A 24954-nucleotide genomic window follows, 5' to 3' on the forward strand; every position below is an offset into this window, starting at 1 on the left:
ATCAGCCCTTGGGTGGTTCCTGGTCGGTAGAAAGCACCAGGTCGACGCGCTCGAGCAGGTCACGCACTTGCTCGCGTGTCGAACCACTGGCCTGTACGTCAGGGCGTTCCTGCTTATGCAGCAAATCGTGGGTAATGTTCAGCGCGGCCATCACGGCGATACGGTCGGCGCCGATGACTTTGCCGCTGCTGCGGATTTCACGCATCTTGCCATCCAGGTAGCGGGCGGCGCTCACCAGGTTGCTGCGCTCCTCCTGGGGGCAGATGATCGAATACTCTTTGTCGAGAATCTGCACGGTGACGCTATTGCTTGAACTCATGAGTCTTGCTCCAGGGCCTTCAGGCGCGAAATCATCGATTCGACCTTACGCCGGGCGATTTCGTTTTTTTCAATGAGGTGCGCGCGTTCCTCGCGCCAGGTCTTTTCCTGAGCTAATAGGAGTCCGTTTTGACTCTTTAGTTGCTCGACCCGGGTAATTAGCAATTCGAGTCTGGCCATCAGCGCTTGCAAGTCGGCGTCTTCCATAGGGTTCCACTGGATTTGTCTGATGAATGGCAACTGCAGGATAAACGATCTGACGCCCTTGATAGTCGGGTGCGTCTGCCGGTGCTAGGATACAGCGCTTCATTCTAGACATCGCGCCGCCTGGCGCCTAGCTCATCATGCCTATTCAGAACTCCCCGTACGACGCTTTTTCCAAACTGCTGAGCTCCAGCGGTCACCCTTGCTCGCCTGCCGAACTGCATGGCGTGCTGCTGGGCCGTAGCTGCACCGGCGTCGGTTTTGACGCCGACAACTGGCTGGCCGACGTGGCCGAGCTGCTGGAAACCGAGCCTACCGAAAACGTGCGCAACGCGTTGATCGGCCTGCAAGAAATGGTTAAAGGCGAACTGACCGGTGATGACGTCACCGTGGTCCTGCTGCTGCCAACCGACGATGCGTCGCTCACCGAGCGTGCCGCTGCACTGGGCCAATGGTGCCAGGGTTTCCTCCATGGCTTTGGCGTGAACGCCGGCGGCCTGGAGCTGAGCACCGACGCCAAGGAAGTGTTGCAGGACCTCGCAGCCATCTCCCAGGTGCAAGATGCCCTGGAAGAATCCGAAGACGGCGAAGGCGACTATATGGAAGTCATGGAATACCTGCGCGTCGCGCCGTTGCTGCTGTTCACCGAGAACAAAAAGTCTGCTGAACCTGCTGCAACCAAGCCGTCGCTGCACTAAGAGAGGGAACCCACCTGCCCATGATCCATATCCCCAAAGCGGAATACACCCGCCGCCGCAAGGCGCTCATGGCGCAGATGGAACCCAACAGCATCGCGATCCTGCCGGCCGCTGCCGTGGCGATCCGCAACCGTGATGTCGAGCACGTGTACCGCCAGGACAGCGACTTCCAGTACCTGAGCGGCTTCCCCGAGCCCGAAGCGGTGATTGTGCTGATGCCTGGGCGCATTCACGGCGAATACGTGCTGTTCTGCCGTGAACGCAACGCCGAGCGCGAATTGTGGGACGGCCTGCGCGCTGGCACCGAAGGCGCGATTCGCGAATACGGCGCCGACGATGCGTTCCCGATTACCGATATCGACGACATCCTGCCCGGCCTGATCGAAGGCCGCGACCGGGTGTACTCGGCCATGGGCAGCAATGCCGAATTCGACCGGCACCTGATGGAGTGGATCAACGTGATCCGCTCCAAGGCGCACCTCGGTGCGCAGCCGCCGAACGAATTCGTTGCCCTGGATCATCTGCTGCACGACATGCGCCTGTATAAATCCGCCGCAGAAGTGAAGGTCATGCGCGAAGCCGCGCGGATTTCCTGCGCGGCCCATATTCGGGCGATGCAGGCCAGCCGCGCCGGGTTGCATGAGTTCAGCCTGGAAGCCGAGTTGGACTACGAATTCCGCCGGGGCGGGGCGAAGATGCCGGCCTATGGCTCCATCGTCGCCTCGGGGCGCAACAGTTGCATCCTGCACTACCAGCAGAATGACGCGCTGCTCAAGGACGGGGACCTGGTGTTGATCGACGCCGGTTGTGAAATCGACTGCTATGCCAGCGATATCACCCGCACCTGGCCGGTCAATGGCAAGTTCTCGGCCGAGCAGAAGGCGATCTACGAAATTGTGCTGGCCTCCCAGGACGCCGCCTTTGCCCAGATCGCGCCGAACAAGCACTGGAACCAGGCCCATGAGGCGACGGTGCAAGTTATCACCGCCGGGCTGGTGAAGCTGGGCTTGTTGCAGGGTGATGTGGACGAGTTGATCGCCAGCGAAGCCTACAAGGCGTTCTACATGCACCGCGCCGGGCACTGGCTGGGCATGGATGTGCATGATGTGGGCGAGTACAAGGTCGGCGGCGAATGGCGGGTGCTGGAAGTGGGCATGGCCCTGACCGTGGAGCCGGGCATCTACATTGCCCCGGACAACCAGAACGTGGCAAAGAAATGGCGTGGCATAGGCGTGCGCATCGAGGATGACGTGGTGGTGACCAAGCAAGGCTGTGAAATTCTGACCGGTGGCGTACCCAAGACCGTGGCCGAGATTGAAGCACTGATGGCGGCCGCCCGATGAGCCGGGTCAACCTGGCGATTATCGGTGGCGGCCTGGTGGGCGCCAGCCTGGCCTTGGCATTGCAGGCCGGGGCCAAGGCCCGTGGCTGGAAAATCGTGCTGATCGAACCCTTCGCCCCCGGCGACAGCTACCAGCCGAGCTATGACGCGCGTTCCTCGGCGCTGTCCTTTGGCGCGCGGCAGATCTACCAGCGCCTGGGTGTGTGGCAAGACATTTCCCGACGTGCCGAACCGATCAAGCAAATCCATGTTTCCGACCGTGGGCGCTTCTCTACCGCACGCTTGTCGGCCCTTGAAGAGGGCGTACCGGCCCTGGGCTATGTGGTGGAAAACGCCTGGCTCGGGCAGTGCCTGTGGCAAGGCCTGGACAAAGACGTGATCAGTTGGCGCTGCCCCGCAGAAGTCAGCCGCATGGAACCGCTGGCCGATGGCTACCGCCTGACCCTCAACGATGAAACCGTCATTGAGTGCGACCTTGCGGTACTGGCCGATGGTGGCCGCTCCGGGCTGCGCGAGCAGTTGGGCATTGGCGTCAAGCAACGGCCTTACAACCAGAGTGCCCTGATCGCCAACATCACCCCCAGCGAAGCCCATAACGGCGAGGCGTTCGAGCGTTTCACCGACGAAGGCCCGATGGCCTTGCTGCCGCTGGCGGACAACCGTTGCGCGCTGGTCTGGACCCGCGTCGGCATGGACGCCCAGCGCCTGGCGCAGTTGGATGAGCGCAGTTTCCTCAGCGAGTTGCAGGGCGTGTTTGGCTATCGCCTGGGCACCCTGAAACAGGTCGGCGCGCGCCACTTGTATCCGCTGACGCTGGTGGAGGCCGAGGAGCAAGTGCGCTCGCACCTGGTGGTCCTGGGCAACGCCGCCCACAGCTTGCACCCGATTGCCGGCCAGGGTTTCAACCTGTCCCTGCGCGATGCCTATGCGTTGGCCGAGGCGTTGCTGGCCGGGCCCGCCGTGCCGGGTGACCTGGCGACCTTGCAGGCCTACCGCGAACGCCAGCGCCTGGATCAACAACTGACCGTGGGCTTCTCCGACCAGGTCACCCGCCTGTTCGGCAGCGGCCAACCGCTGGTCGCCATGGGGCGTAACCTCGGCCTGCTGGGCCTGGACCTGCTGCCGCCGGCCAAACGCTGGTTCGCCCGGCAGGCCATGGGCCTGGGCACGCGCCCCGATGCGTAAGTGGCTGACGGAGCGCCTGGGCAAGGCGCGGTTATTACGCTGGTTCTTGAGCCTGTACCCGCCGTACCTCGGCGCCGGGGTGCGGGTCCAGCACCTGAGTGCCGACTTTTGTCACGCCAAGGTGCGCATGGGCCTGGGCTGGTACAACCGCAATTACGTCGGTACGCAGTTTGGCGGCAGCCTGTATTCGATGGTCGACCCGTTCTACATGCTGATGCTGATGGAGAACCTGGGCCGCGACTACATCGTCTGGGACAAGGCGGCGAGCATCGATTTCATCTCGCCGGGCAAAGGCCCGGTGTTTGCCGAATTCTCCATCGACCAGGCCTTGCTCGATGAAGTGCGACGCCAGACCGAGGGCGGCGAGAAATACTTGCCGCACCTCAAGGTGCAGATTTACGACGGTTCCGGCACCCTGGTGGCGCGAGTCGACAAAACCCTTTACGTGCGGCGCAAGCCGCCAGCGAAACAGGCATAAAGCATGGACATGCGCGCAGATGTGCTGATTGTCGGGGCCGGAATGGTCGGAAGCGCCCTGGCGCTGGCGTTGCAGGGCAGTGGCCTGCAAGTGCTGCTGCTCGACGGCAGCCCGTTGAGCGTCAAGCCATTTGACGCCGATGCTCCGTTTGAACCGCGGGTGAGCGCCTTGTCGGCCGCCAGCCAGCGCATCCTCGAACGCCTGGGCGTGTGGGACGGCATCGCCAGTCGCCGCGCCAGCCCCTACGGCGAAATGCAGGTTTGGGATGGCAGCGGCACCGGGCAGATCCACTTCTCGGCGGCCAGTGTGCATGCCGAGGTGTTGGGGCATATCGTCGAAAACCGTGTGGTCCAGGACGCCCTGCTTGAGCGCCTGCACGACTGCGACCTGGGCCTGCTGGCCAACGCACGCCTGGAGCAGATGCGCCGCTCCGGCGATGACTGGCTGCTGACCCTGGCCGATGGCCGCACCCTGCGCGCGCCGCTGGTGATCGCCGCCGACGGCGCCAACTCGGCCGTGCGCCGCCTGACCGGCACCGCCACACGCGAATGGGATTACCTGCACCACGCCATCGTCACCAGCGTGCGCAGCAGCCAGCCGCACCAGCGTACGGCCTGGCAGCGCTTCACCGACCATGGCCCGCTGGCGTTCCTGCCGCTGGTACGCGATGGCCACGAAGATTGGTGCTCGATCGTCTGGTCGACCACGCCGAGCGAGTCCGAACGCTTGATGGCCCTGGACGACGAAAGCTTCTGTGGTGAACTGGAGCGCGCTTTTGAGGGCCGCCTGGGCAGCGTGGTCAGTGCCGACCCACGCCTGTGCGTACCGCTGCGCCAGCGCCACGCCAAGCGCTACGTCGCCGAAGGCCTGGCGCTGATTGGCGATGCAGCCCACGTTATTCACCCGTTGGCGGGGCAGGGCGTGAACCTGGGCTTCCTCGACGCCGCGGTGTTGGCCGAGGTGCTGCTAAAGGCGTGCGAGCGCGGTGAACGCTTGGCAGATGTGAAGGTGCTCAGTCGCTACGAGCGCCGGCGCATGCCGCACAACCTGGCGCTGATGGCGGCGATGGAGGGCTTTGAACGGTTGTTCCAGGCCGACCAGCTGCCGTTGCGCTGGTTGCGCAATGCCGGGCTGAAAATGGTCGACCAAATGCCCGAGGCCAAGGCGCTGTTCGTGCGTCAGGCGCTGGGTTTGACCGGCGACCTGCCGGACCTGGCCAAGCCCTGAGTGCGTTCCCGCTAGGAGCCGGCTTGCCGGCGATGAGGCCGGTTGCCGCAGGGTAAATTCTTCCCATGCAACATCTCGTAACGCCTGCGCCCAGTGTTTGGTTGAGATGCTAAATGTGAGTCCTTATCATTTGCGCTCACTTTTCCTACGAGAGACCGCACCTATGTTGGCACCCAAGCGCCTCCTGACTGCCCTGGCACTCACCCTTATCGCCAGCACCACCGTCCAGGCGGCTGACGAAGTGGTGGTCTACTCCTCTCGTATCGACGAGTTGATCAAGCCGGTGTTCGACGCCTACACCAAGAAAACCGGGGTGCAGGTGAAGTTCATCACCGACAAGGAAGCGCCGCTGATGCAGCGCATCAAGGCCGAAGGCCAGAACGCCACCGCCGACCTGCTGCTGACCGTCGATGGTGGCAACCTCTGGCAAGCCGAGCAGATGGGCATTCTGCAACCCTTCACCTCCAAGGTGATCGACGCCAACATCCCTGCACAATATCGCTCCTCCAGCCATGCCTGGACGGGCTTGAGCCTGCGGGCGCGCACCATCGCCTACTCCACCGACCGCGTGAAGCCGGCAGAGCTGACCACCTACGAAGCCCTGGCCGACAAGCAATGGGAAGGCCGCCTGTGCCTGCGCACCGCGAAGAAGGTCTACAACCAGTCGCTGACCGCCACCCTGATCGAAACCCATGGCGCAGAAAAGACTGAAGAAATCATCAAGGGCTGGGTCAATAACCTGTCCACCGACGTCTTCTCCGATGACATTGCGGTACTGCAGGCAATCAACGCCGGGCAGTGCGATGTGGGTATCGTCAACACCTACTACTACGGCCGCCTGCACAAGCAGGACCCGAAACTGGCGGTGAAACTGTTCTGGCCGAACCAGGGCGACCGTGGCGTGCACGTCAACCTGTCGGGCATCGGCCTGACCAAGTACGCCCCGCACCCGGAAGCCGCCAAGGCTCTGGTGGAGTGGATGACTACGCCTGAGGCGCAGAAGATCTTTGCCGACGTCAACCAGGAGTTCCCGGCCAACCCTGCGGTAGAACCTTCGGCTGAAGTGGCGAGCTGGGGCAAGTTCAAGGCGGACACCCTGCCGGTGGAAGTGGCGGGCAAGCGCCAGGCCGAGGCGATTCGCCTGATGGATCGTGCGGGCTGGAACTGAGTACAATTTGTAGCACGCCGCAGTTCTAATTAATGTGGGAGCGGCTTGTGTGGGAGCTGGCTTGCCTGCGATGCAGACACCTCGGTTTATCAGCGATACCGGGTGATGCTATCGCAGGCAAGCCAGCTCCCACACAAGCCCGCTCCCACAGTGTTTTGTGCAGGCCTGCGAATCATCCACTGCTTGAGAATTCCTTTTGGCCCACCCCGCCCAACGCCGCTGGTACCTGCCGGTCTTCACTGTCGCCGCCCTGGTGCTGCTGCCCCTGAGTGTCCTGTTGCTGTCCTGGCAAAGCATCGACACGCAAATCTGGTCGCACCTGTGGGACACCCAGATGCCGCGTCTGCTGGGCAACACCTTGACCCTGGTGGTGGGCGTCGGGGTAGGCGTAACGGTGCTGGGCGTGAGCCTGGCCTGGCTGACCAGCCTCTGCGAGTTCCCCGGCCGGCGCTGGCTGGACTGGGCGTTGATGCTGCCGTTTGCCATCCCGGCCTATGTCCTGGCGTTTGTCTTCGTGGGTTTGCTGGATTTCTCCGGGCCGGTACAAACCCTGCTGCGTGAATGGTTCGGCATGGGCCTGCGCCTGCCGCGCGTGCGCTCCACCAGTGGCGTGATCATCGTGCTGGTGCTGGTGTTCTATCCCTACGTCTACCTGCTGGCGCGCACCGCGTTCCTGGCGCAGGGCAAGGGGTTGATGGAAGCGGCGCGGGTGCTGGGCCAGTCGCCCTGGCAGGCGTTCTGGCGGGTGGCCCTACCTATGGCGCGCCCGGCCATCGGCGCCGGCGTAGCCTTGGCTTTGATGGAAACCCTGGCGGACTTCGGCGCGGTGTCGGTGTTTAACTTCGACACCTTCACCACCGCCATCTACAAGACCTGGTATGGCTTTTTCAGCCTGTCCAGCGCCGCACAACTGGCGAGCCTGCTGCTGTTGGTGGTCATGCTGGTGCTCTACGGCGAGCGCCGGGCCCGTGGCGCCAGCCGCCCGAGCAACGAGCGACCGCGGGGCAAGGCGCTCTATCACCTGCATGGCGTCAAGGCCGCCGCCGCCACCGGCTGGTGCGCCCTGGTGTTTGCCTGTGCCTTTGTTATCCCGATGCTCCAGCTGCTGGCCTGGTTCTGGCAGCGCGGGCGTTTCGACCTCGACGAGCGCTATGCCGGGCTGATCGTACATACCCTCTACCTGGGCGGCATGGCCGCGCTGATCACCGTCAGCGTGGCGTTGCTGCTGGCCTTCGCCAACCGCCTGGCGCCGACCCGGGCTATCCGCTCCGGGGTCAGCCTGGGAAACCTGGGCTATGCCTTGCCGGGTTCGGTATTGGCGGTGTCGATCATGCTGGCTTTCAGCTATCTGGACCGCGAGTTGGTGATTCCGGTTTCCAGCTGGCTGGGCGGCGCTGGCAAACCTTTGCTGCTGGGCAGCCTGTCGGCGCTGGTGATGGCCTATCTGGTGCGTTTCCTGGCCGTGGCCTATGGCCCGCTGGAAAACAGCCTGGCGCGCATCCGCCCGTCCTTGCCGGAAGCAGCGCGCAGCCTGGGGGTCAGTGGGCCACGACTGTTTTGCAAAGTGTATCTGCCACTTTTACTGCCTGGCACCTTGAGCGCGGCCTTGCTGGTGTTTGTCGATGTGCTCAAGGAAATGCCCGCGACCCTGCTGATGCGCCCATTCGGCTGGGACACGCTGGCGGTACGCATCTTCGAGATGACCAGCGAGGGCGAGTGGGCGCGTGCCTCGTTGCCCGCCCTGACCCTGGTGTTGGTCGGCCTGTTGCCGGTCATCGGCTTGATCCGACGTTCGGCGCGACGAATCGGTTAGGTGCCAGTCCTACGGCTTGAGGCTACAATGCGCGGCATTCGGTGCGGCCCGTCTTCCGGGCAGGGTGGCTGATTGTGGCTGCAGGCCTTGTATTTCAAGGTGTGTAGCCCGAACGGCAACCGTCCGCACCTTCGCCACGCCCGGAAGGAGAAACCCATGGGACAGCGTACGCCTCTGTATGACCTGCATCTCGCCCTCGGCGCGAAAATGGTCGATTTTGGCGGTTGGGATATGCCTCTGCACTACGGCTCGCAAGTCGAGGAGCACCATCAGGTGCGCCGTGACTGCGGGGTGTTTGATGTTTCCCACATGACCGTGATCGATATCTCAGGCCACCAGGCCAGGGAGTGGCTGCAGTACTTGCTGGCCAATGATGTCGATCGTTTGCATGGCTGCGGCCATGCGCTGTACAGCGCCATGCTCAACGAGCAGGGTGGGGTGGTGGACGACATGATTGTCTACCGCACCGAAGACGGTTACCGGCTGGTGGTCAATGCGGCCACCCGCGACCAGGATATCGCGTGGATGCAGGCCCAGTTGGGCAGCTATCAGGTGCTGATGCGTGAGCGTCCGGACCTGGCCATGCTGGCGATCCAGGGGCCCCAGGCCCGGCACAAGATTGCCGAGCTGGTCACCCAGTCTCGCGGCGTGCTGATCCACCAGCTCAAGCCTTTCGAGGGCCGCGCCGACGGCGACTGGTTTATCGCACGCACAGGCTATACCGGCGAAGATGGCCTGGAAATCGTCCTGCCCGCCGACCAGGCCCCGGGCTTTTTCAACGACCTGGTGGGCGCGGGCATTTCGCCTATCGGCCTGGGTGCGCGTGACACCCTGCGCCTGGAGGCCGGCATGAACCTCTACGGCCAGGATATCCACCTGAATGTGTCACCGTTGGCCGCCAATATGGCCTGGAGCATCGCCTGGGAACCGGCGGGCCGCGACTTCATCGGGCGTGCCGCCCTGGAGGCTGAACGGGCCGCCGGAGTGCAGCTCAAGCTGGTGGGTTTGGTGCTGGAAGAACGCGGGGTTTTACGCGCTCATCAAGTGGTTCGTATCGCCGATGTTGGCGAAGGAGAGATCACCAGTGGTAGTTTCTCTCCTACGCTGAGTAAATCCATTGCCCTGGCGCGTGTACCGATGGCAACCGCTGACCGCGCGGAAGTAGAGATTCGCGGCAAGTGGTACCCGGTGCGAGTGGTCAAGCCGACCTTCGTGCGCCATGGCAAGACCTTGATCTAACCTTTTGCGGCAGGCCAATGGCCGCTGACATTTCTTTTTGAGGACACAGACTATGAGCGATATCCCTGCCGCACTGCGTTTTGCCGAAAGCCACGAATGGGCACGCCTGGAAGCGGATGGCACCGTGACCGTCGGGATCTCCGATCACGCCCAGGAAGCGTTGGGTGATGTGGTGTTTGTTGAATTGGCGGAAGTGGGCAAGGTGTTCGCCGCGGGCGACGCCGCAGGCGTAGTCGAATCGGTGAAGGCTGCTTCGGATATCTACTCGCCGGTTTCGGGTGAAGTGATTGCGGTCAACGAGGAGTTGGCCGATGCCCCTGAGTCGCTCAATGAAAAGCCTTACGAGGCCTGGATCTTCAAGGTCCAGCCAAGCAATGCCGCCGAACTGGAAAAACTGCTGGATGCCGCTGGCTACAAAGCCGCCATCGGCGAATAACACCGTCCCCTGCAGGAGCCGGCAAGCCGGCTCCTGCAACGGTCAGGGCTTGAGCACCTGCTTCACCGCCGCAACAGCCCGCTCCACATCCGCCTTGGTCATCGCCGTAAACATCGGCAACGACACAATCAAGCGTCCGACGCTTTCCGCAACCGGAAACATGCCTTCCTTGAACCCCTGTGCCCGATACAGGCTCAGCAGGTGGATCGGCGGGTAGTGGTAGCCAATGCCCACGCCCTGGGCCTGCATCTGCTCCATGAACGTAGCGCGGGCCGGCAGGCCATCCGCACGCTCGGGCAGAACCAGTTGGAACAGGTGCCAGTTGCTGTTTTCAAAGTCTGCAGGCGGCAGTTGTGCGCCGTACGTTGCCTCGAAATCGCTGCCCAAACACTCGAAGTAATGCCGGGCCAGGGCCTGGCGATGGGCCGTGATCTGCTCGAGATGGGCAAACTGGCCCAGGCCGATGGCGGCGGCGATATCGGTCATGTTGAACTTGCCGCCCAGCACATCCACGTCCAACCCGTCGAACCCACTGCGGGTCACGCCTTGCAGGCGGTATTTCTCCGCCAGGCGCGCTTCTTCAGCGTTGTTCAACACCAGGCAGCCGCCTTCGGAACAGGTGATGTTCTTGTTCGCCTGGAAGCTGAACGAGACAAAATCCCCCGTGGCGCCAATTCGCTGGCCATCCCAACTGGAGCCCAATGCCTGGGCGGCGTCCTCGATGATCCGCAGCCCGTACTTGTTGGCCAGTGCATAGAGCATCGGCATGTCCAGCGGCAGGCCGGCCAGGTACACCGGGATGATCGCCTTGGTGCGCGGCGTAATGGCCGCTTCCACCTGGGCCAGGTCGATATTGCGGGTCACCGGGTCAATATCGGCAAACACCGGCGTGGCGCCTACCTCCAGAATCACGTTGGCCGTTGCCACCCAGGAAATCGGCGTGGTGATCACTTCATCCCCCGGCCCGACACCGGCGATGCGCAAGGCAATCTCCATGGTGCAGGTGCCGGAGTTGAAAGTGCGCACCGGCCGGCCGCCAAAATATTCCGACAATTGTGCTTCGAACGCCTGCACCTTGGGCCCGCTGGTGATCCAGCCGGAACGCAACACTTCACCGACTGCCGCGATAGTGGCTTCATCAATGGTCGGTTTTGAAAACGGTAGGAAAGGCAGTTGGCTCATGACGTTGAAGGCATCCGTTTTAAGAAGAACTAAGAATAAAAGCTCATATCAACCCCGGCATCGTCGCACGGGGTAACTGAATATAGCCTGTCATCCGTGAACGAATCGTCGAACGACAGGCACAAAAAAGCCGCTTTTGAAGCGGCTTTTTTGTGCCCGGTTTACTCGGCGGCGATGGCGTTCTTCGCCAGGATGGCGTTGGCCAGTTCCATGTCAGTGGCCTTCAGGCCTGGGTTGTCGGCACGCACTTTCTGCATGGCGGCTTCCAGGTAAGGGCCACGGATGCCGCCGTCGCTGGCGACGAAGCTACCGGCGTCGTCCTGGGCGGCGACTACCAGCTTGTGGTCCTTGAAGGTCAGGTACGTGGAGCCGGTGGTGGCGCCCGATGAGATGACATTACGCCAGAAGCTGTCGGCCATGGCCGATCCAACTGGGAGGGAAAGCACGGCGAGGGTGGCGACAGCATATTTGAGACGCATGATGGGTGACTCCGACTGGGTTATCTGAACAGTTTGATTGTAGATAACCCAGCCTAGTTCCATGGCTGACTAAACAGTTTCGACCCGCAGAATCACGCCTTCCTGGCCAATCACCCGTACTTGAGCCCCTACAGGCGCATCAGGCCCGGTGACCATCCACACGCCATCGCCGACCTTGACTTTGCCCCGGCCATCGATAATCGCCTGATGCACCACAAAGGTGCGGCCAATCAGCTCCGAACCACGCATATTCAGGCCCGGCTGATCGCTGGCCTTGGCACTGCTGCGCTGGCGCTTCCACCAGTACACCGCCGTCAGGATCGACAGCACCGCAAACAGCAGCAGTTGCAGCTCCAGCCCAAGCCCTGGAATCAGGAACTTGAGCACGCCAACCGCTGCCGCCGCGATCCCCATCCACAACAGATAGCCGCCGGCACCAAACACTTCGAGAATCAGCAGCACGGTGCCCAGCGCCAGCCAATCCCAGAACGACAGGTGTTGCAGGAATTCCCACATGGCGCGAGCCTCAGGCTTTCTTGTTGTCGAAGGTGGCCTTGACGATTTCGCCGATGCCGCCCACCGCGCCAATGACCTGGCTGGCTTCCAGCGGCATCAGGATCACTTTGCTGTTGTTGGCCGAGGCCAGCTTGCCCAGGGCATCGATGTATTTCTGCGCGACAAAGTAGTTGATGGCCTGCACGTTACCGGTGGCAATCGCCTCCGATACCACCTGTGTGGCGCGCGCTTCGGCTTCAGCCTGACGCTCACGGGCTTCAGATTCCAGGAACGCAGCCTGGCGACCCCCTTCGGCCTCGAGGATCTGCGCCTGCTTCTTGCCTTCGGCGGTCAGGATAGCGGAGGCACGCAGGCCTTCGGCTTCGAGGATCTGGGCACGCTTGATCCGCTCAGCTTTCATCTGGCCGGACATAGCGGCCATCAAGTCGGCAGGTGGGCTGATGTCCTTGATCTCGATGCGGGTGATCTTGATGCCCCACGGCGCGGTGGCTTCATCGACCGTGCGCAGCAGCTTCTCGTTGATGCCGTCGCGCTGGCTGAGCATGGCGTCCAGTTCCATGGAACCGAGCACCGTACGGATGTTGGTTTGCAGCAGGTTGCGGATCGCATGTTCGAGGTTGTTGACCTCGTAGGCCGCCTGGGCGGTATTCACCACCTGGAAGAAGCACACCGCGTCGATCTGCACCGTGGCGTTATCGGCCGTGATCACTTCCTGGGGCGGAATATCCAGCACGCTTTCCATCACGTTGATCTTGCGCCCGATGCGGTCCATCACCGGAATGATGATATTCAGGCCAGGCTTGAGCGTGTTGGTGTAGCGGCCGAAGCGCTCCACCGTCCATTGGTAGCCCTGGGGCACGACTTTGAAGCCCATGAACAGGATGGCAATGGCCAAGCCTACGAAGAGGAGAAGCACTGTTCCGATCTGCATAACGATTCCTTGTCTGGTGGTGGCGGTACGCGAAGTCTGTCGATTGTAACGGGCTTGTCGCAGATAAGAACGGTTTACTCGTTGGAGGGGATGACCCGTAAGACCTCTTCCAGGGTGGTCAGCCCCGCCGCAACCTTGTGGGCGCCCGACAATCGCAGGCTGTGCATGCCGTCCTTGAGCGCCTGGCGGCGCAATGCCTGCAGGTCGGTTTCGGCGCAGACCAGGTTCCTGGCAGCGTCATTCATCAGCATGATCTCGTAAACCCCGATGCGTCCGAGATAGCCACTGTCCCGGCATTCTGCACAGCCATTGGCCCGGTAGACGCTGGCGGGGGGCGGCGTGCAGGACTGGGTGGCGCTGCGCCAATCGTCCTGGTTCAGTGCCTCCGGGCTTTTACAGTGCGGGCACAACCGCCGCACCAGACGCTGGGCCATGACCCCAATTAATGTGGCCTTGATCAAATAATGGGGGATGCCCAGTTCCAGCAGGCGACTGATCGCGCTGGGGGCATCGTTGGTATGTAGGGTCGAGAGCACCAGGTGGCCGGTCAAGGCCGCCTGGATCGCCATTTCAGCGGTTTCCAGGTCGCGGATCTCCCCGATCATGATGATGTCCGGGTCCTGGCGCATCAGCGCGCGGATGCCGCTGGCGAAGGTCAGGTCGATATTGTGCTGGACCTGCATCTGGTTGAAGGCCGGTTCCACCATCTCGATTGGATCTTCCACCGTGCACAGGTTGACCGTGCGGGTCGCCAGCTGTCGCAGTGTGCTGTAGAGGGTGCTGGTCTTGCCTGACCCGGTGGGGCCGGTGACCAGGATGATGCCGTTGGCCTGACCGGTCATTTGCCGCCAGCGCAGCAAGTCATCGGCCGAAAGCCCCAGTTGCTGGAAGTCCTGGAGCAGCACCTGTGGATCAAAAATCCGCATCACCAGCTTCTCGCCGAAGGCCGTGGGCAGGGTCGAAAGGCGCAGTTCCACTTCGATCTCCGCGGGCGTCTTGGTCTTGATCCGGCCATCCTGGGGTTTGCGCTTTTCGGCGACATTCATCCGCCCAAGGCTTTTCAGGCGGCTGACCACGGCGGTGGTGACCTGGGACGGAAACTGATAGGCATCGTGCAGCAGTCCATCGATACGCAAACGCACGCGGCCCTGGTCGGCGCCCGGTTCGATGTGGATATCGCTGGCGCGCTGGCCAAAGGCAAATTGCAGCAGCCAGTCGACAATATTGACGATGTGCGCGTCGTTGGCGTCTGGTTCCTGCTCACCGGCACCGAGCCTGAGCAGTTGCTCGGCAGCGGTCGCCGTGGGGTTGGTCTGGTCGGCCCCGTTGACCGACCTGGCCAGGCGGAAGAACTCCTGGGTGCAACTGCGGATCGCCTCGGGGTTGGCTACCACGCGCTTGATCGGGCGCTTCAACACATGGGCCAGGCCTGTTTCCCACTCACGCAGGTACGGTTCGGCACTGGCTACCGTCACGCTGTCGCGGTCAACGGCGACGGCAAGGATATGGTGGCGTTGGGCGAAGGCGTGAGACATCAGCGGCACCACGCTCGCGACATCGATTTTCAGCGGGTCGATGCGTAGGTAGGGCTGCCCCACCTGACGGGCGAGCCACTCCGTCAGCCGTTCCAGGCACAGCGAGAGGCCGGGCCTGGCGGGATCAGGCAGTGACTGGCCGGCGAGAAACTCCAGCGGATGCAAACCATCGGCCGATGTGCGCCGCAAGCGCTCGGCCAGGGCGGTGTCGAGCAAACCGTGGGCGGTAAGGGCGGGCAGCAGATCGTCGAGGCAAAGCCTGCGATCCTGGTGTTCTGGCACAGCGGACATGGCGGTTTCCTGGGCGGTTTGAAGCAGCAGCGCCAAGGCTAGTCCGATCCTGGTCGCTGTCGCCCAGCGGGTTATTGCCGGTTTTTACTGAGCCACCGCCTGCACGGTTTGTAGCCTTGTGGATTCAACGGGTTGTAGTTCCAGCGAGCACACGCTGATCAGGTTACGAAGTTTTTCGCCGATCACCTGGGCGCGGTGCCAGCTCAGGCCATCCATCACTACGTCGATGTTCAGCAGGTCATCGTCGCGCATCACGGTCACCTGCTGCGGCACCAAAAACTGCAAGGCGAAGAAATTGAGGATCCGGCACAGCACATCGGGCTCGGCTTCGGCGAGGATCTGGTAGCGCGCCTGGCAATGGCTGTTGCTGACGGCCCAGGCATCGACGCGGGTGGTGGGGCTGGATGGAATTGAATGCATGGCCGTTCTCCAAATTTGACTGGAGAAATTTTTACATGGGGTGTGGGGTATTTCTTATCTATGTTGGAGTGATATGCCGTATATATGAATAAGGTAATTCGCAGAAACTAGATTAATAGGTATTTTTATGCACAGTGAGTTGGACGTCTACGACCGCCGGATCCTGGCACTGCTCCAGGAAGACGCGTCGCTCTCCAGCGCGCAGATTGCCGAACAGGTCGGCCTGTCGCAGTCGCCCTGCTGGCGGCGGATTCAGCGGCTCAAGGAGGAGGGGGTGATTCGCGCCCAGGTAACGCTGCTCGACCGCAAGAAAATCGGCCTTAATACGCAGATCTTTGCCGAGGTCAAACTCAACGCCCACGGGCGCTCCAACTTCACGGAATTCACCGAGGCGATCCGCGGGTTCCCGCAAGTGCTGGAGTGTTATGTGCTGATGGGGTCGGTGGATTTTCTACTGCGCATTGTCACCTCGGATATCGAGGCATATGAGCGTTTCTTCTTCGAGAAACTGTCGATGGTGCCGGGGATTCAGGAGGTCAATTCGATTGTGGCGCTGTCGGAGATCAAGTCCACCACCAGCCTGCCAGTGTTGCGGTGATAGTGCGGGTGTCATCGCGGGCAAGCCCGCTCCCACAGTTGACCGAGTGTTCCAGAGGAAATCGGTTCGAGTGTGGGAGCGGGCTTGCCCGCGATAGCAATCTTACATGCGCAACAAAGTCTTCCAGGCACGGTTCTGATACACCGCAATCACCTGATGCATCCGCGCATCCAGCGACTCATCGGTGATCGGCTGGTTGGCCAGGGCCGCCAACTTGTTCAACTCGCCGTACAAACGATCCAGCTCCGGGATCTCCAGCAGGTGGCGGGCGTGATGCAGCCAGGCCTGCAGACGCTCGATGCGCGGCAGTTGCTCGGCCAGGTCTTCGGGCTGTTGCTGGTAGCGCGGCAGGCGCAGGGCGACGGCTTCGTCGGCCAGCAGGCGCGGCAGCCAGTTGGCGACCTGGGCGGCGCCCTGGCGGTTGCCACGCACATTGCGGTCCAGGGTCCAGGTGCGGGCCAGCAGCCAGCGCGAAGTGTTCAGTGAGAACAGGCCCCAGCGCACGTCGGTCAATTCTTCGAGGAACTGTTCCGGCGCGGCCTTGCGCACGTCTTCATCGTCTTCACCGGCCTGGACCAGCGGGCGCCAGTCTTCCAAAAGGGCGTCGAGGGCGCTGCGCAGTTCGCTGGTGGACTGGCGTGGCGCGGCCTGGCCAAGGCTGCCGATCAGGGCGCGCATTTCGGCGAGGTTGTCTACCCAGTCCTGCAACAGGCGCCAGTGACCGTTGAAACGGTACTGCTCGGCCAGGCGCTGGCTGCTGCCCAGCAAATGCCAGGTCAGCGCGGCGAAGGCGTCGTCCAGGGGCATTTGTGGTTGCAGTTGCGGGGCCGGCAGGCTCAGGGAGTAGCTGTTGGCGTCGAACAGGCGATAGCCGCGCTCGGCCTTGCTGATATCACACGGCATCAGCGCCAGGGTTTGCGCCAGCTCGGCTGCCAGTTCCAGGAGGGCGGCGGGCTCGCCTTCGCGCAGTTCCAGTTCCAGCTCGCAGATTTCTTCCTTCTGTTTGCCGACAATCACCTGGCCCAGGTCCAGGGCGGCTTCGATCACCACCTTGGCCTTGCCACGGCCCCAGGCGATCTCGGCACGTTCGCGTACGAAGTCGGTGGTGAAGATCGGCTTGAGGGTCTTTTTGTCCAACTCGGCCAGTTGCTCGGGCCAGCATTCGCCGTCGAGTTTCTTCACATCGAGCTTGGCCTTGGCCAGTTTCCAGTCGTATTCATTGCGCTCCGACAAGCCGGCAACGCTGTGGCCACGGGTCTTGAGGGTCTGGATCACTTCGTCGCCATCCTTGCGCAGGCGCAGGGCAACCTTGGCCTGGGCCAGGTCGCGCTCGGGGGTGTCGAAGTACTGGTTCATCAACTCACGGCGTTCCCAGCCACTTTTGTTGCGTTTTTTCAGGAGCGGGTGCTCACGCAGCGCGGCGAGGGTCTCGCGGCTGACGCGGAGCTTGATTTCGGTTTCTTTTTGCATGGCCGGAACATCCAGGATCGGGAGTGCAGCCGGGAGAATAGGTGGCTGCCAAGGCCGTGCAGTGTACAGGACTGAGCCGGGCAACGTGCCGTAACGGGTTTATTGTGCAGCGCGGATGGTTCTATGATGGGTTTCATCTGTGGAAGTTGAGAGACAGCGCATGCCTTTACCGTCCATGAAAGAACAATTTGCCGCACTGATTGCCGCGCCCTCTGTCAGTTGTACCCAAGCGTCTCTCGACCAGACCAACCGCCCGGTGATCGATTTGCTCGCCACCTGGCTCGGCGATTTGGGTTTTGCCTGCGATATCCAGCAGGTCAGCCCCGGCAAGTTCAACCTGTTGGCCAGCTTTGGCAGCGGCCCCGGTGGCCTGGTGCTGGCGGGGCATAGCGATACCGTGCCGTACGATGAAGCGCTATGGCAGACCGATCCTTTGAAGTTGACGGAAGTGGACGGGCGCTGGGTAGGATTGGGTAGCTGCGACATGAAGGGTTTTTTCGCGCTGGCCATCGAAGCCGTCTTGCCGCTGCTCGACCAACCGTTCAAGCAGCCGCTGCTGATCCTCGCCACCTGCGATGAAGAAAGCTCCATGGCCGGCGCCCGCGCCCTGGCTGCGGCCGGTCGCCCGCTGGGGCGTGCCGCGGTGATTGGCGAGCCCACGGGCCTCAAGCCGATCCGCCTGCACAAAGGCGTGATGATGGAGCGCATCGATATTCTCGGACGCAGTGGCCATTCGTCGGACCCAAGCCTGGGCCACAGCGCCCTCGAAGCCATGCATGACGCCATGGGCGAGCTGCGCGGCCTGCGCCTGGCCTGGCAGCGGGAGTACCGCAACCCCCAGTTCAGCGTGCCCCAGCCGACCTTGAATTTTGGCTGCATCCACGGCGGCGATAACCCCAACCGCATTTGCGGCCAGTGCTCCCTGGAGTTCGACCTGCGGCCCTTGCCCGGCATGGATCCCCAGGTGTTGCGCGACGCCATCCGCCAGAAGCTGACGCCCATCGCCGAGCGCCATCAGGTGCAGATCGACTACGCGCCACTGTTCCCCGAAGTGCCGCCCTTCGAGCAGCCGGAAGATGCGGAGCTGGTGCGGGTCGCGGAACGTTTGACCGGTCATCGTGCCGAAGCAGTAGCGTTCGGCACTGAAGCGCCTTATCTTCAGCGCCTTGGTTGTGAAACCCTGGTGCTCGGCCCTGGGGATATCGCCTGCGCCCACCAGCCGGGCGAGTACCTTGAAATGTCACGCTTGACGCCTACAGTGCGTCTATTGCGGGAATTGATTGAACACTACTGCCTCAAACCTGCATAAATTAACTCCATTGCACCCCGTACATAGAAGGAGAGCGAGCGTGTCGCCAAGCCTGTTCCGACGATAACCATCAGCCCGCTGTGCGTTTAGCGATTCATCCTTTTTTGGCTGCTTTTTATTACAGGCCCAGGTTTTATGCCCGAATACGTCAATTGGCTTCGTCACGCTTCGCCCTACATCAATGCCCACCGTGACTGCACCTTTGTGGTCATGCTGCCGGGCGATGGTGTGGATCATCCCAACTTCGGCAATATCGTCCACGACCTGGTGCTGCTGCACAGCCTCGGCGTGCGCCTGGTGCTGGTGCATGGTTCGCGCCCGCAAATCGAAACCCGCCTTGCCGCTCGCGGCCTGACCCCGCATTACCACGACGGCATGCGCATCACTGATGCGGCAACCCTTGAGTGCGTGATCGACGCGGTCGGCCACCTGCGCATTGCCATTGAAGCGCGGCTGTCCATGGACATGGCGTCTTCGCCGATGCAGGGCTCGCGCCTGCGGGTGGCCAGTGGCAACCTGGTGACCGCGCGGCCGATCGGCGTGCTGGACGGCATCGATTACCACCACACTGGTGAAGTGCGCCGGGTTGACCGCAAGGGCATCAATCGCCTGTTGGACGAGCGCTCCATCGTCGTGCTGTCGCCGTTGGGCTATTCGCCGACCGGGGAGATTTTCAACCTCGCTTGTGAAGACGTCGCCACCCGCGCCGCCATCGACCTGGGCGCCGACAAGCTGCTGCTGTTCGGCGCAGACCTGGGCCTGATCGACGAAAACGGCCGGCTGGTGCGCGAACTGCGCCCGCAACAAGTGCCGGCGCACCTGCAACGCCTGGGCAACAATTACCAGGCCGAACTGCTGGATGCGGCGGCCGAGGCCTGTCGTGGGGGCGTGGGGCGCAGCCATATCGTCAGTTATGTCGAGGACGGTGCGCTGTTGACCGAACTTTTCACCCGCGACGGCGGCGGTACCCTGGTGGCTCAGGAGCAGTTCGAGCTGGTGCGTGAGGCGGCGATTGAAGACGTCGGCGGCTTGCTGGACTTGATCAGCCCGCTGGAAGAGCAAGGGATCCTGGTGCGCCGCTCGCGGGAAGTGCTGGAGCGGGAAATCGAGCAGTTCAGCGTGGTGGAACGCGAAGGCATGATCATCGCCTGCGCCGCGCTATACCCGATTGCCGACTCGGATGCCGGCGAACTGGCGTGCCTGGCGGTCAATCCGGAGTATCGCCATGGTGGCCGTGGCGATGAGCTATTGGAGCGCATCGAAACCCGCGCCCGCACCCAAGGCTTGAAGACCTTGTTCGTGCTGACGACCCGCACCGCCCACTGGTTCCGCGAGCGCGGATTCGTGCCGAGCAGCGTCGATCGCCTGCCATCGGCGCGGGCTTCGCTGTACAACTTCCAGCGTAATTCGAAGATCTTCGAAAAGACCTTATAAGCGCCACCCATCCAATGTAGGAGCGGGCTTGCCCGCGATGGCGGTGTATCAGTCGACATCTTTGTTCACTGGCCCACCGCCATCGCCGGCAAGCCGGCTCCTACAGGGGGAGGGTTTATTCTTTGATGAATTTTCCGGTCACGTAGGCCGAATAGTCCGGTAACACGGTCTCTACTTTCCCTTGTTCCTTAAGAAATTTCGCCGTCTCCCCAATGGCCTTGGCTGTCCCACCATTGAGCAAGGCGTCGGTTCGCTGCGCCTGTGCATCGGGGAAGGTGCTGCCTTCCAGCAGTTCGGGGATGTCTGCGGCGTTTGCGCCGGTCAACCGGGCGATCTTTTGCACCGGTACCGAATCCGCCGTCCACTCGGATTTGTGCGCTGCGTACTCGGCAAACGAATCCAGGGTGACCTTGGCAAACTTGGCCACGACCTCCGGATGTTTCTCGGCAAAGTCCTTGTGCGCCACCCACACCTCGAACGTCGGCGCGCCCCATTGGCCCACCTCGGCGGCGTCGGTCAACGTCTTGCCGGTCTTGCGGATTTCCCCCAGGGCGGGCGACCAGACAAAGGCACCATCGATATCCCCGCGTTTCCAGGCTGCGGCAATTTCGCCTGGTTGCAGGTTCACCACTTTCACCTGTGTGGTGTCCAGGCCCCAGTGTTTCAAGGCCCCGAGCAGGCTGTAGTGAGATGTGGAGACAAAAGGTGTGGCAATGGTTTTGCCGATCAGGTCCTTGGGTGCGTCAATTTGGCTGCCGTTACGCACTACCAAAGCTTCAGAACTATTGATCTGAGCCGATACGATGAAGGCTACGATGGGTAGATTGCGGGATGCGGCGGCCGCCAACGGGCTGGAGCCGAGGTTGCCGATCTGCACATCGCCGGAGGCAATCGCGGTGACCACGTCCGGGCCGCTGTTGAAGCGGCGCCAGTCGATTTTCTCGCCGATGGCCTGCTCATAAACACCGTCGGCCTGGGGCACTTTGCTCGGATCGATGCCGGTCTGATAACCGATGGTTAGGTTGGCGGCCTGCACCCCAAAAGAAAGTGTAAGCGATAGTAAAACTGTAACAAATTGACTAGAGGATGCGCGTTTGGCCATGATGGCGTCGCCTTTTTGATCGTGAGTGACGTGTGCGAGATTCTGCTCACACTAAACGATCTAAAAAATGGCCAATAAATACCCTTTAGGAATTAGCTTATGGAGCGATACCCCGCTGCGGGATTGTCGCGCCATGGAAAGTGTTATTCCTGAATAGTATGAAAAAGGATGAAATAATTCTTTTTGGGTGTATGAAAAACTCATTACCCTGCAGGGACCAAATCAACTGCGATTAGACGAAGGTAGTAGACACACAAGGTTACGATTGACTTGTCAGTCACGATCTGGCGCTAATCGCGCATCTGTGGATCGAGGGCGTCAGACCCGAGACCAAAGAACTACAAAAATTAGAAACGAGAGGAGCGGTACATGAAGAAGTCCACATTGGCGTTCGCCGTCGCAGCTGGGGTTTTGGCCCAGCAAGCTGGCGCCGCTGGTTTTGTTGAAGACAGCAAGGCAAGCGTTACTGCACGTAATTTCTACATCAATACCGACAACCGTGATGGCACGGCCAAACCTTCCAAGCAGGAAGAGTGGGGCCAGGGCTTCATTTTCAACTTTGCTTCGGGCTACACCCAAGGCACCGTTGGTTTTGGTGTTGATGCAATCGGCCTGTACGGCGTCAAGCTGGACTCCGGTAAAGGCACTGCCTACAACGGCAACAACTCCAAGGGCGGCACCGTGTTCCCTAGCGACCACGACGGTCGTGCGGTAGACGACTTCGCCAGCCTGGGCCTGACCGGTAAGGTCAAGATCTCCAAGACCGAACTGAAGCTGGGTACCTTGCTGCCGAAACTGCCGGTAGTGACGTCCAACGACGGTCGTATGCTGCCGCAGACCTTTGAAGGCGGTCAGATCACCTCCAACGACATCGACAACCTGACTCTGGTTGGCGGTAAGCTGGAACACGCCAAAGGCCGTAACTCCACCAACAACGACTCGCTGACCATCGCTGGCTCCAACGGTGCAACCCGCACCGCTACCGCCAACGCCCGCAGCAACGAGTTCTACTTTGCTGGTGGTGACTACAAGATCACCAAGGACCTGACTGCCCAGTACTACTACGGCAACCTGTCCGACTTCTACAAGCAGCACTTCCTGGGCCTGACCCACAACTGGGCGCTGCCAGTCGGTAGCATCAAGTCCGACCTGCGTTACTTCAACAGCGACTCCGACGGCAAGAACTCGAGCCAGGAAGGTCGTATTGCCGGCTACCGTGCTTCGGGCTACCAGAATGGCGGCGAAGTCGACAACCGCACCTGGAGCGCCAAGTTCACGTACAGCCTGCAAGGCCACGCCATCAGCGCCGGCTACCAGCGTGTCAATGGCACCAGCGACTTCCCGTTCCTCAACCAGGGTGATGGCGCTTCGGCTTACATCATCACCGACATGCAGATCGGCAAGTTCCAACGCGCCGGCGAGCGTACCTGGTTGGCCCAGTACGCCTATGACTTCGCAACCATCGGCTTGCCAGGCCTGACCACTTCTGTGGTCTACCTCAAGGGCGACAACATTGCCGCCGTGAATGGTGACAAAAGCGAGTGGGAACGTGACTTCAACCTCGGCTACGTAATCCCTGAAGGCACCTTCAAGGGCCTGGGCCTGGCCTGGAAAAACGCTTCGCTGCGTTCCCAGGTTACTACCCAGCGTGACCAGGACGAAAACCGTCTGATCGTCAGCTACACCCTGCCGATCCTGTAAGACCAGCAGTAAAACCTTGCCCGGCGCAATGCCGGGCAAGGTGCTGTTGCTTTCAAGTCGGGCTCAACCCCCGCAAGCCCTTCCTGAACCCCTCTTTCTACAGCGTCTCAAGGCCTTCTCGAACCTTGGGTGCATGTTGGCCTGCGCCTTGGTTGCGGTCCAGTGAACAGATTTTTAATATTCCTTTATCGTCTAAATAAATCGATATTTATTCTTTTTAAAATATCATCGGCACAGGCACAGTGGGTTCCATAAGCACTCATCAGGAGCCACACCATGAGCCTCAGACTGGGCGATATCGCCCCCGACTTTGAACAGGATTCCAGCGCCGGCAAGATTCGCTTCCACGAGTGGCTGGGCGATAGCTGGGGCGTGTTGTTTTCCCACCCGGCTGACTTCACCCCGGTGTGCACCACCGAGCTGGGTTTCACCGCCAAGCTCAAGGATGAGTTCGCCAAGCGCGGGGTCAAGGCCATTGCCCTGTCGGTAGACCCGGTGGACTCCCACCACAAGTGGATCGAAGACATCAACGAAACCCAGAACACCATCGTCAACTTCCCGATCCTGGCCGATGCCGACCGCAAGGTCTCGGACCTGTACGACCTGATCCACCCCAATGCCAACGACACCCTTACCGTGCGTTCGCTGTTCGTGATCGACCCGAACAAAAAGATTCGCCTGACCATCACCTACCCGGCCAGCACCGGGCGCAACTTCCACGAAATCCTGCGGGTCATCGACTCGTTGCAGCTGACCGACAACTACAAAGTCGCCACCCCGGCCAACTGGCAGGACGGTGACGAAGTGGTGATCGTGCCTTCGCTCAAGGATGAGGAAGAGATCAAGAAGCGCTTTCCCAAGGGTTATCGGGCGGTGAAGCCGTATCTGCGGCTGACCCCACAGCCCAACCGCTAAAGCTCACATCGCCATCGCGGGCAAGCCCGCTCCCACTGTTGACCGCATTCCCCTGTGGGAGCGGGCTTGCCCGCGATAGCGCCAGTACAAACGCTGCAAACATTGCATGAGGACCGACTCACATAGCAGGGGTTTTCAGGCCGTTTCGACGGCCTTTTTTTTCGCCTGGCGAATGATCTTTCTTATATGCAATTTAAGAATAAACAAATGAAAAAATAAGATTTATAGATATATAAATCTGCTGATAAGGTCTGTCCCATCTTGGCGCCATCGCCGCACCGCGAACCGCCGACACTTGCTCAAGGAAACTCCAGATGCTGGTCGTAACACTTGGTGGCAGTCCCAGTCAGCGTTCCCGCTCCGGGGTCTTGCTGGATCATTCCCGGCGCTGGTTGCAGCAGCAAGGCGTGGAAGTGGTGAGTTATCAGGTACGGGACTTCCCGGCCGAAGATTTGTTGTATGCCCGCTTCGACAGCCCGAAGGTCCTCGACCTGCTGGCCCAGGTGGCCAATGCCGATGGTTTGCTGATTGCCACGCCGGTGTACAAGGCTTCGTTTTCCGGTGCATTGAAAACCGTCCTCGACCTGCTGCCGGAACGCGCCCTGGCCCACAAAGTGGTGTTGCCCATGGCCACCGGCGGCAGCATTGCCCACATGCTGGCGGTGGACTACGCCCTGAAACCCGTGCTGTCGGCGCTGAAAGCCCAGGAGCTGCTGCACGGGATTTTCGCCGAAGACAGCCAGATCGCCTACGGCGAAGGCAGTGCCCAGGCGCAGTTGGTGCCGATCCTTGAACAACGCTTGAGCGAAGCCCTGGAGCAGTTCTACAGCGCCATGGCCCGCCGCCCGCAACCGCTGGACCCCCATGTGTTGAATGAACGTTTGTTGAGCGCTCGCTGGAGCATTTAAGCCGAACCCTAATGTAAGAAACCCTCACCTTACTCAGCCGCCAACGGCCAAGCAG

Annotated in this window: 25 protein-coding genes; 15 read left to right on the forward strand and 10 right to left on the reverse strand. The window is 61.3% G+C overall.

Features of this window, described 5'->3' with window-relative positions; translation table 11 throughout:
* Position 1 precedes the first annotated feature (1 nt).
* Entirely contained in the window at positions 2-319 is a 318-nt protein-coding gene (locus HBO19_RS11875) for a cell division protein ZapA (protein ID WP_029289530.1), read from the reverse strand.
* On the reverse strand, positions 316-525 hold the full coding sequence (locus HBO19_RS11880) for a TIGR02449 family protein (RefSeq protein ID WP_057440444.1): 210 nt from the start codon (positions 523-525) through the stop codon (positions 316-318). Before HBO19_RS11880 ends, HBO19_RS11875 begins: the two co-directional genes overlap by 4 nt.
* A 137-nt stretch (positions 526-662) precedes the next feature.
* Between HBO19_RS11880 and HBO19_RS11885 the strand changes: the two genes are divergently transcribed.
* The 9 genes from HBO19_RS11885 (at position 663) to gcvH (ending at position 10108) form a co-directional block, all read left to right on the forward strand.
* A complete protein-coding gene (locus HBO19_RS11885; protein ID WP_169955008.1) occupies positions 663-1220 on the forward strand; it encodes a YecA family protein in 558 nt (185 codons plus the stop codon).
* A 20-nt stretch (positions 1221-1240) separates the two neighbouring features.
* Positions 1241-2563: a Xaa-Pro aminopeptidase gene (pepP, locus tag HBO19_RS11890; protein ID WP_169955007.1), complete on the forward strand. Its 1323-nt coding sequence runs from the start codon at positions 1241-1243 to the stop codon at positions 2561-2563.
* The gene (gene ubiH / locus HBO19_RS11895; RefSeq protein WP_170042110.1) at positions 2560-3747 is read left to right on the forward strand and encodes a 2-octaprenyl-6-methoxyphenyl hydroxylase; all 1188 of its coding nucleotides are present in this window, start codon (positions 2560-2562) and stop codon (positions 3745-3747) included. The genes pepP and ubiH overlap by 4 nt, the downstream gene beginning before the upstream one ends.
* Positions 3740-4225, forward strand: coding sequence for a DUF4442 domain-containing protein (locus HBO19_RS11900; protein WP_169955005.1), 486 nt, complete (start codon positions 3740-3742; stop codon positions 4223-4225). Before ubiH ends, HBO19_RS11900 begins: the two co-directional genes overlap by 8 nt.
* A 9-nt stretch (positions 4226-4234) precedes the next feature.
* Positions 4235-5452 (forward strand): 2-octaprenyl-3-methyl-6-methoxy-1,4-benzoquinol hydroxylase, encoded by a 1218-nt coding sequence (locus HBO19_RS11905; protein WP_170042271.1) that lies wholly within the window; start codon positions 4235-4237, stop codon positions 5450-5452.
* Between the two features lie 163 nt (positions 5453-5615).
* On the forward strand, positions 5616-6620 hold the full coding sequence (locus tag HBO19_RS11910) for an extracellular solute-binding protein (RefSeq protein WP_169955004.1): 1005 nt from the start codon (positions 5616-5618) through the stop codon (positions 6618-6620).
* 196 nt (positions 6621-6816) lie between these two features.
* Positions 6817-8433: an iron ABC transporter permease gene (locus HBO19_RS11915; protein ID WP_169955003.1), complete on the forward strand. Its 1617-nt coding sequence runs from the start codon at positions 6817-6819 to the stop codon at positions 8431-8433.
* Between the two features lie 156 nt (positions 8434-8589).
* Complete coding sequence (gene gcvT / locus HBO19_RS11920; RefSeq protein WP_169955002.1) at positions 8590-9672, forward strand: glycine cleavage system aminomethyltransferase GcvT; 1083 nt, start codon at positions 8590-8592, stop codon at positions 9670-9672.
* A gap of 52 nt (positions 9673-9724) precedes the next feature.
* Complete coding sequence (gcvH, locus tag HBO19_RS11925; protein ID WP_170057562.1) at positions 9725-10108, forward strand: glycine cleavage system protein GcvH; 384 nt, start codon at positions 9725-9727, stop codon at positions 10106-10108.
* Positions 10109-10150: 42 nt separating this feature from the next.
* Here the strand turns inward: gcvH and HBO19_RS11930 are convergent, their stop codons facing one another.
* From HBO19_RS11930 to HBO19_RS11955, 6 genes are all read right to left on the reverse strand, one after another.
* A complete protein-coding gene (locus HBO19_RS11930) occupies positions 10151-11290 on the reverse strand; it encodes a DegT/DnrJ/EryC1/StrS aminotransferase family protein (protein WP_170057563.1) in 1140 nt (379 codons plus the stop codon).
* Between the two features lie 161 nt (positions 11291-11451).
* On the reverse strand, positions 11452-11769 hold the full coding sequence (locus HBO19_RS11935) for a DUF2388 domain-containing protein (RefSeq protein ID WP_057440438.1): 318 nt from the start codon (positions 11767-11769) through the stop codon (positions 11452-11454).
* A 69-nt stretch (positions 11770-11838) separates the two neighbouring features.
* Positions 11839-12285 carry an NfeD family protein gene (locus HBO19_RS11940; RefSeq protein ID WP_169954999.1) on the reverse strand — a complete coding sequence of 149 codons (447 nt, stop codon included), beginning with the start codon at positions 12283-12285 and terminating at the stop codon, positions 11839-11841.
* A gap of 10 nt (positions 12286-12295) precedes the next feature.
* Positions 12296-13216 carry an SPFH domain-containing protein gene (locus HBO19_RS11945; protein ID WP_027608388.1) on the reverse strand — a complete coding sequence of 307 codons (921 nt, stop codon included), beginning with the start codon at positions 13214-13216 and terminating at the stop codon, positions 12296-12298.
* A 74-nt stretch (positions 13217-13290) separates the two neighbouring features.
* Entirely contained in the window at positions 13291-15042 is a 1752-nt protein-coding gene (locus tag HBO19_RS11950) for a GspE/PulE family protein (protein WP_170057564.1), read from the reverse strand.
* Positions 15043-15126: 84 nt separating this feature from the next.
* Complete coding sequence (locus HBO19_RS11955; RefSeq protein ID WP_170057565.1) at positions 15127-15462, reverse strand: hypothetical protein; 336 nt, start codon at positions 15460-15462, stop codon at positions 15127-15129.
* Positions 15463-15589: 127 nt separating this feature from the next.
* On the opposite strand from HBO19_RS11955, the gene HBO19_RS11960 reads away from it, so the two are divergent.
* A complete protein-coding gene (locus HBO19_RS11960) occupies positions 15590-16060 on the forward strand; it encodes an Lrp/AsnC family transcriptional regulator (RefSeq protein WP_076963642.1) in 471 nt (156 codons plus the stop codon).
* Positions 16061-16162: 102 nt separating this feature from the next.
* On the opposite strand, the gene HBO19_RS11965 is transcribed toward HBO19_RS11960, so the two are convergent.
* A complete protein-coding gene (locus HBO19_RS11965) occupies positions 16163-17530 on the reverse strand; it encodes a CYTH domain-containing protein (RefSeq protein ID WP_170042117.1) in 1368 nt (455 codons plus the stop codon).
* Positions 17531-17690: 160 nt separating this feature from the next.
* On the opposite strand from HBO19_RS11965, the gene argE reads away from it, so the two are divergent.
* Positions 17691-18839, forward strand: coding sequence for an acetylornithine deacetylase (argE, locus tag HBO19_RS11970; RefSeq protein ID WP_169954995.1), 1149 nt, complete (start codon positions 17691-17693; stop codon positions 18837-18839).
* A gap of 135 nt (positions 18840-18974) precedes the next feature.
* The gene (gene argA, locus HBO19_RS11975) at positions 18975-20273 is read left to right on the forward strand and encodes an amino-acid N-acetyltransferase (protein WP_032858930.1); all 1299 of its coding nucleotides are present in this window, start codon (positions 18975-18977) and stop codon (positions 20271-20273) included.
* 115 nt (positions 20274-20388) lie between these two features.
* Here argA and tauA read toward each other — a convergent pair whose 3' ends face one another.
* Positions 20389-21375, reverse strand: a complete 987-nt coding sequence (gene tauA, locus HBO19_RS11980; protein ID WP_170057566.1) for a taurine ABC transporter substrate-binding protein — start codon at positions 21373-21375, stop codon at positions 20389-20391.
* A 369-nt stretch (positions 21376-21744) separates the two neighbouring features.
* Between tauA and HBO19_RS11985 the strand changes: the two genes are divergently transcribed.
* From HBO19_RS11985 to ssuE, 3 genes are all read left to right on the forward strand, one after another.
* On the forward strand, positions 21745-23076 hold the full coding sequence (locus HBO19_RS11985) for an OprD family porin (RefSeq protein ID WP_169954993.1): 1332 nt from the start codon (positions 21745-21747) through the stop codon (positions 23074-23076).
* A 276-nt stretch (positions 23077-23352) separates the two neighbouring features.
* Entirely contained in the window at positions 23353-23991 is a 639-nt protein-coding gene (locus HBO19_RS11990; protein ID WP_169954992.1) for a peroxiredoxin, read from the forward strand.
* A 314-nt stretch (positions 23992-24305) separates the two neighbouring features.
* Positions 24306-24899 (forward strand): NADPH-dependent FMN reductase, encoded by a 594-nt coding sequence (gene ssuE / locus HBO19_RS11995; RefSeq protein WP_038444301.1) that lies wholly within the window; start codon positions 24306-24308, stop codon positions 24897-24899.
* Positions 24900-24954 lie beyond the last annotated feature (55 nt).

This window comes from Pseudomonas sp. WS 5021 (genome assembly GCF_012985535.1).
Classification (GTDB): Bacteria; Pseudomonadota; Gammaproteobacteria; order Pseudomonadales; family Pseudomonadaceae; genus Aquipseudomonas.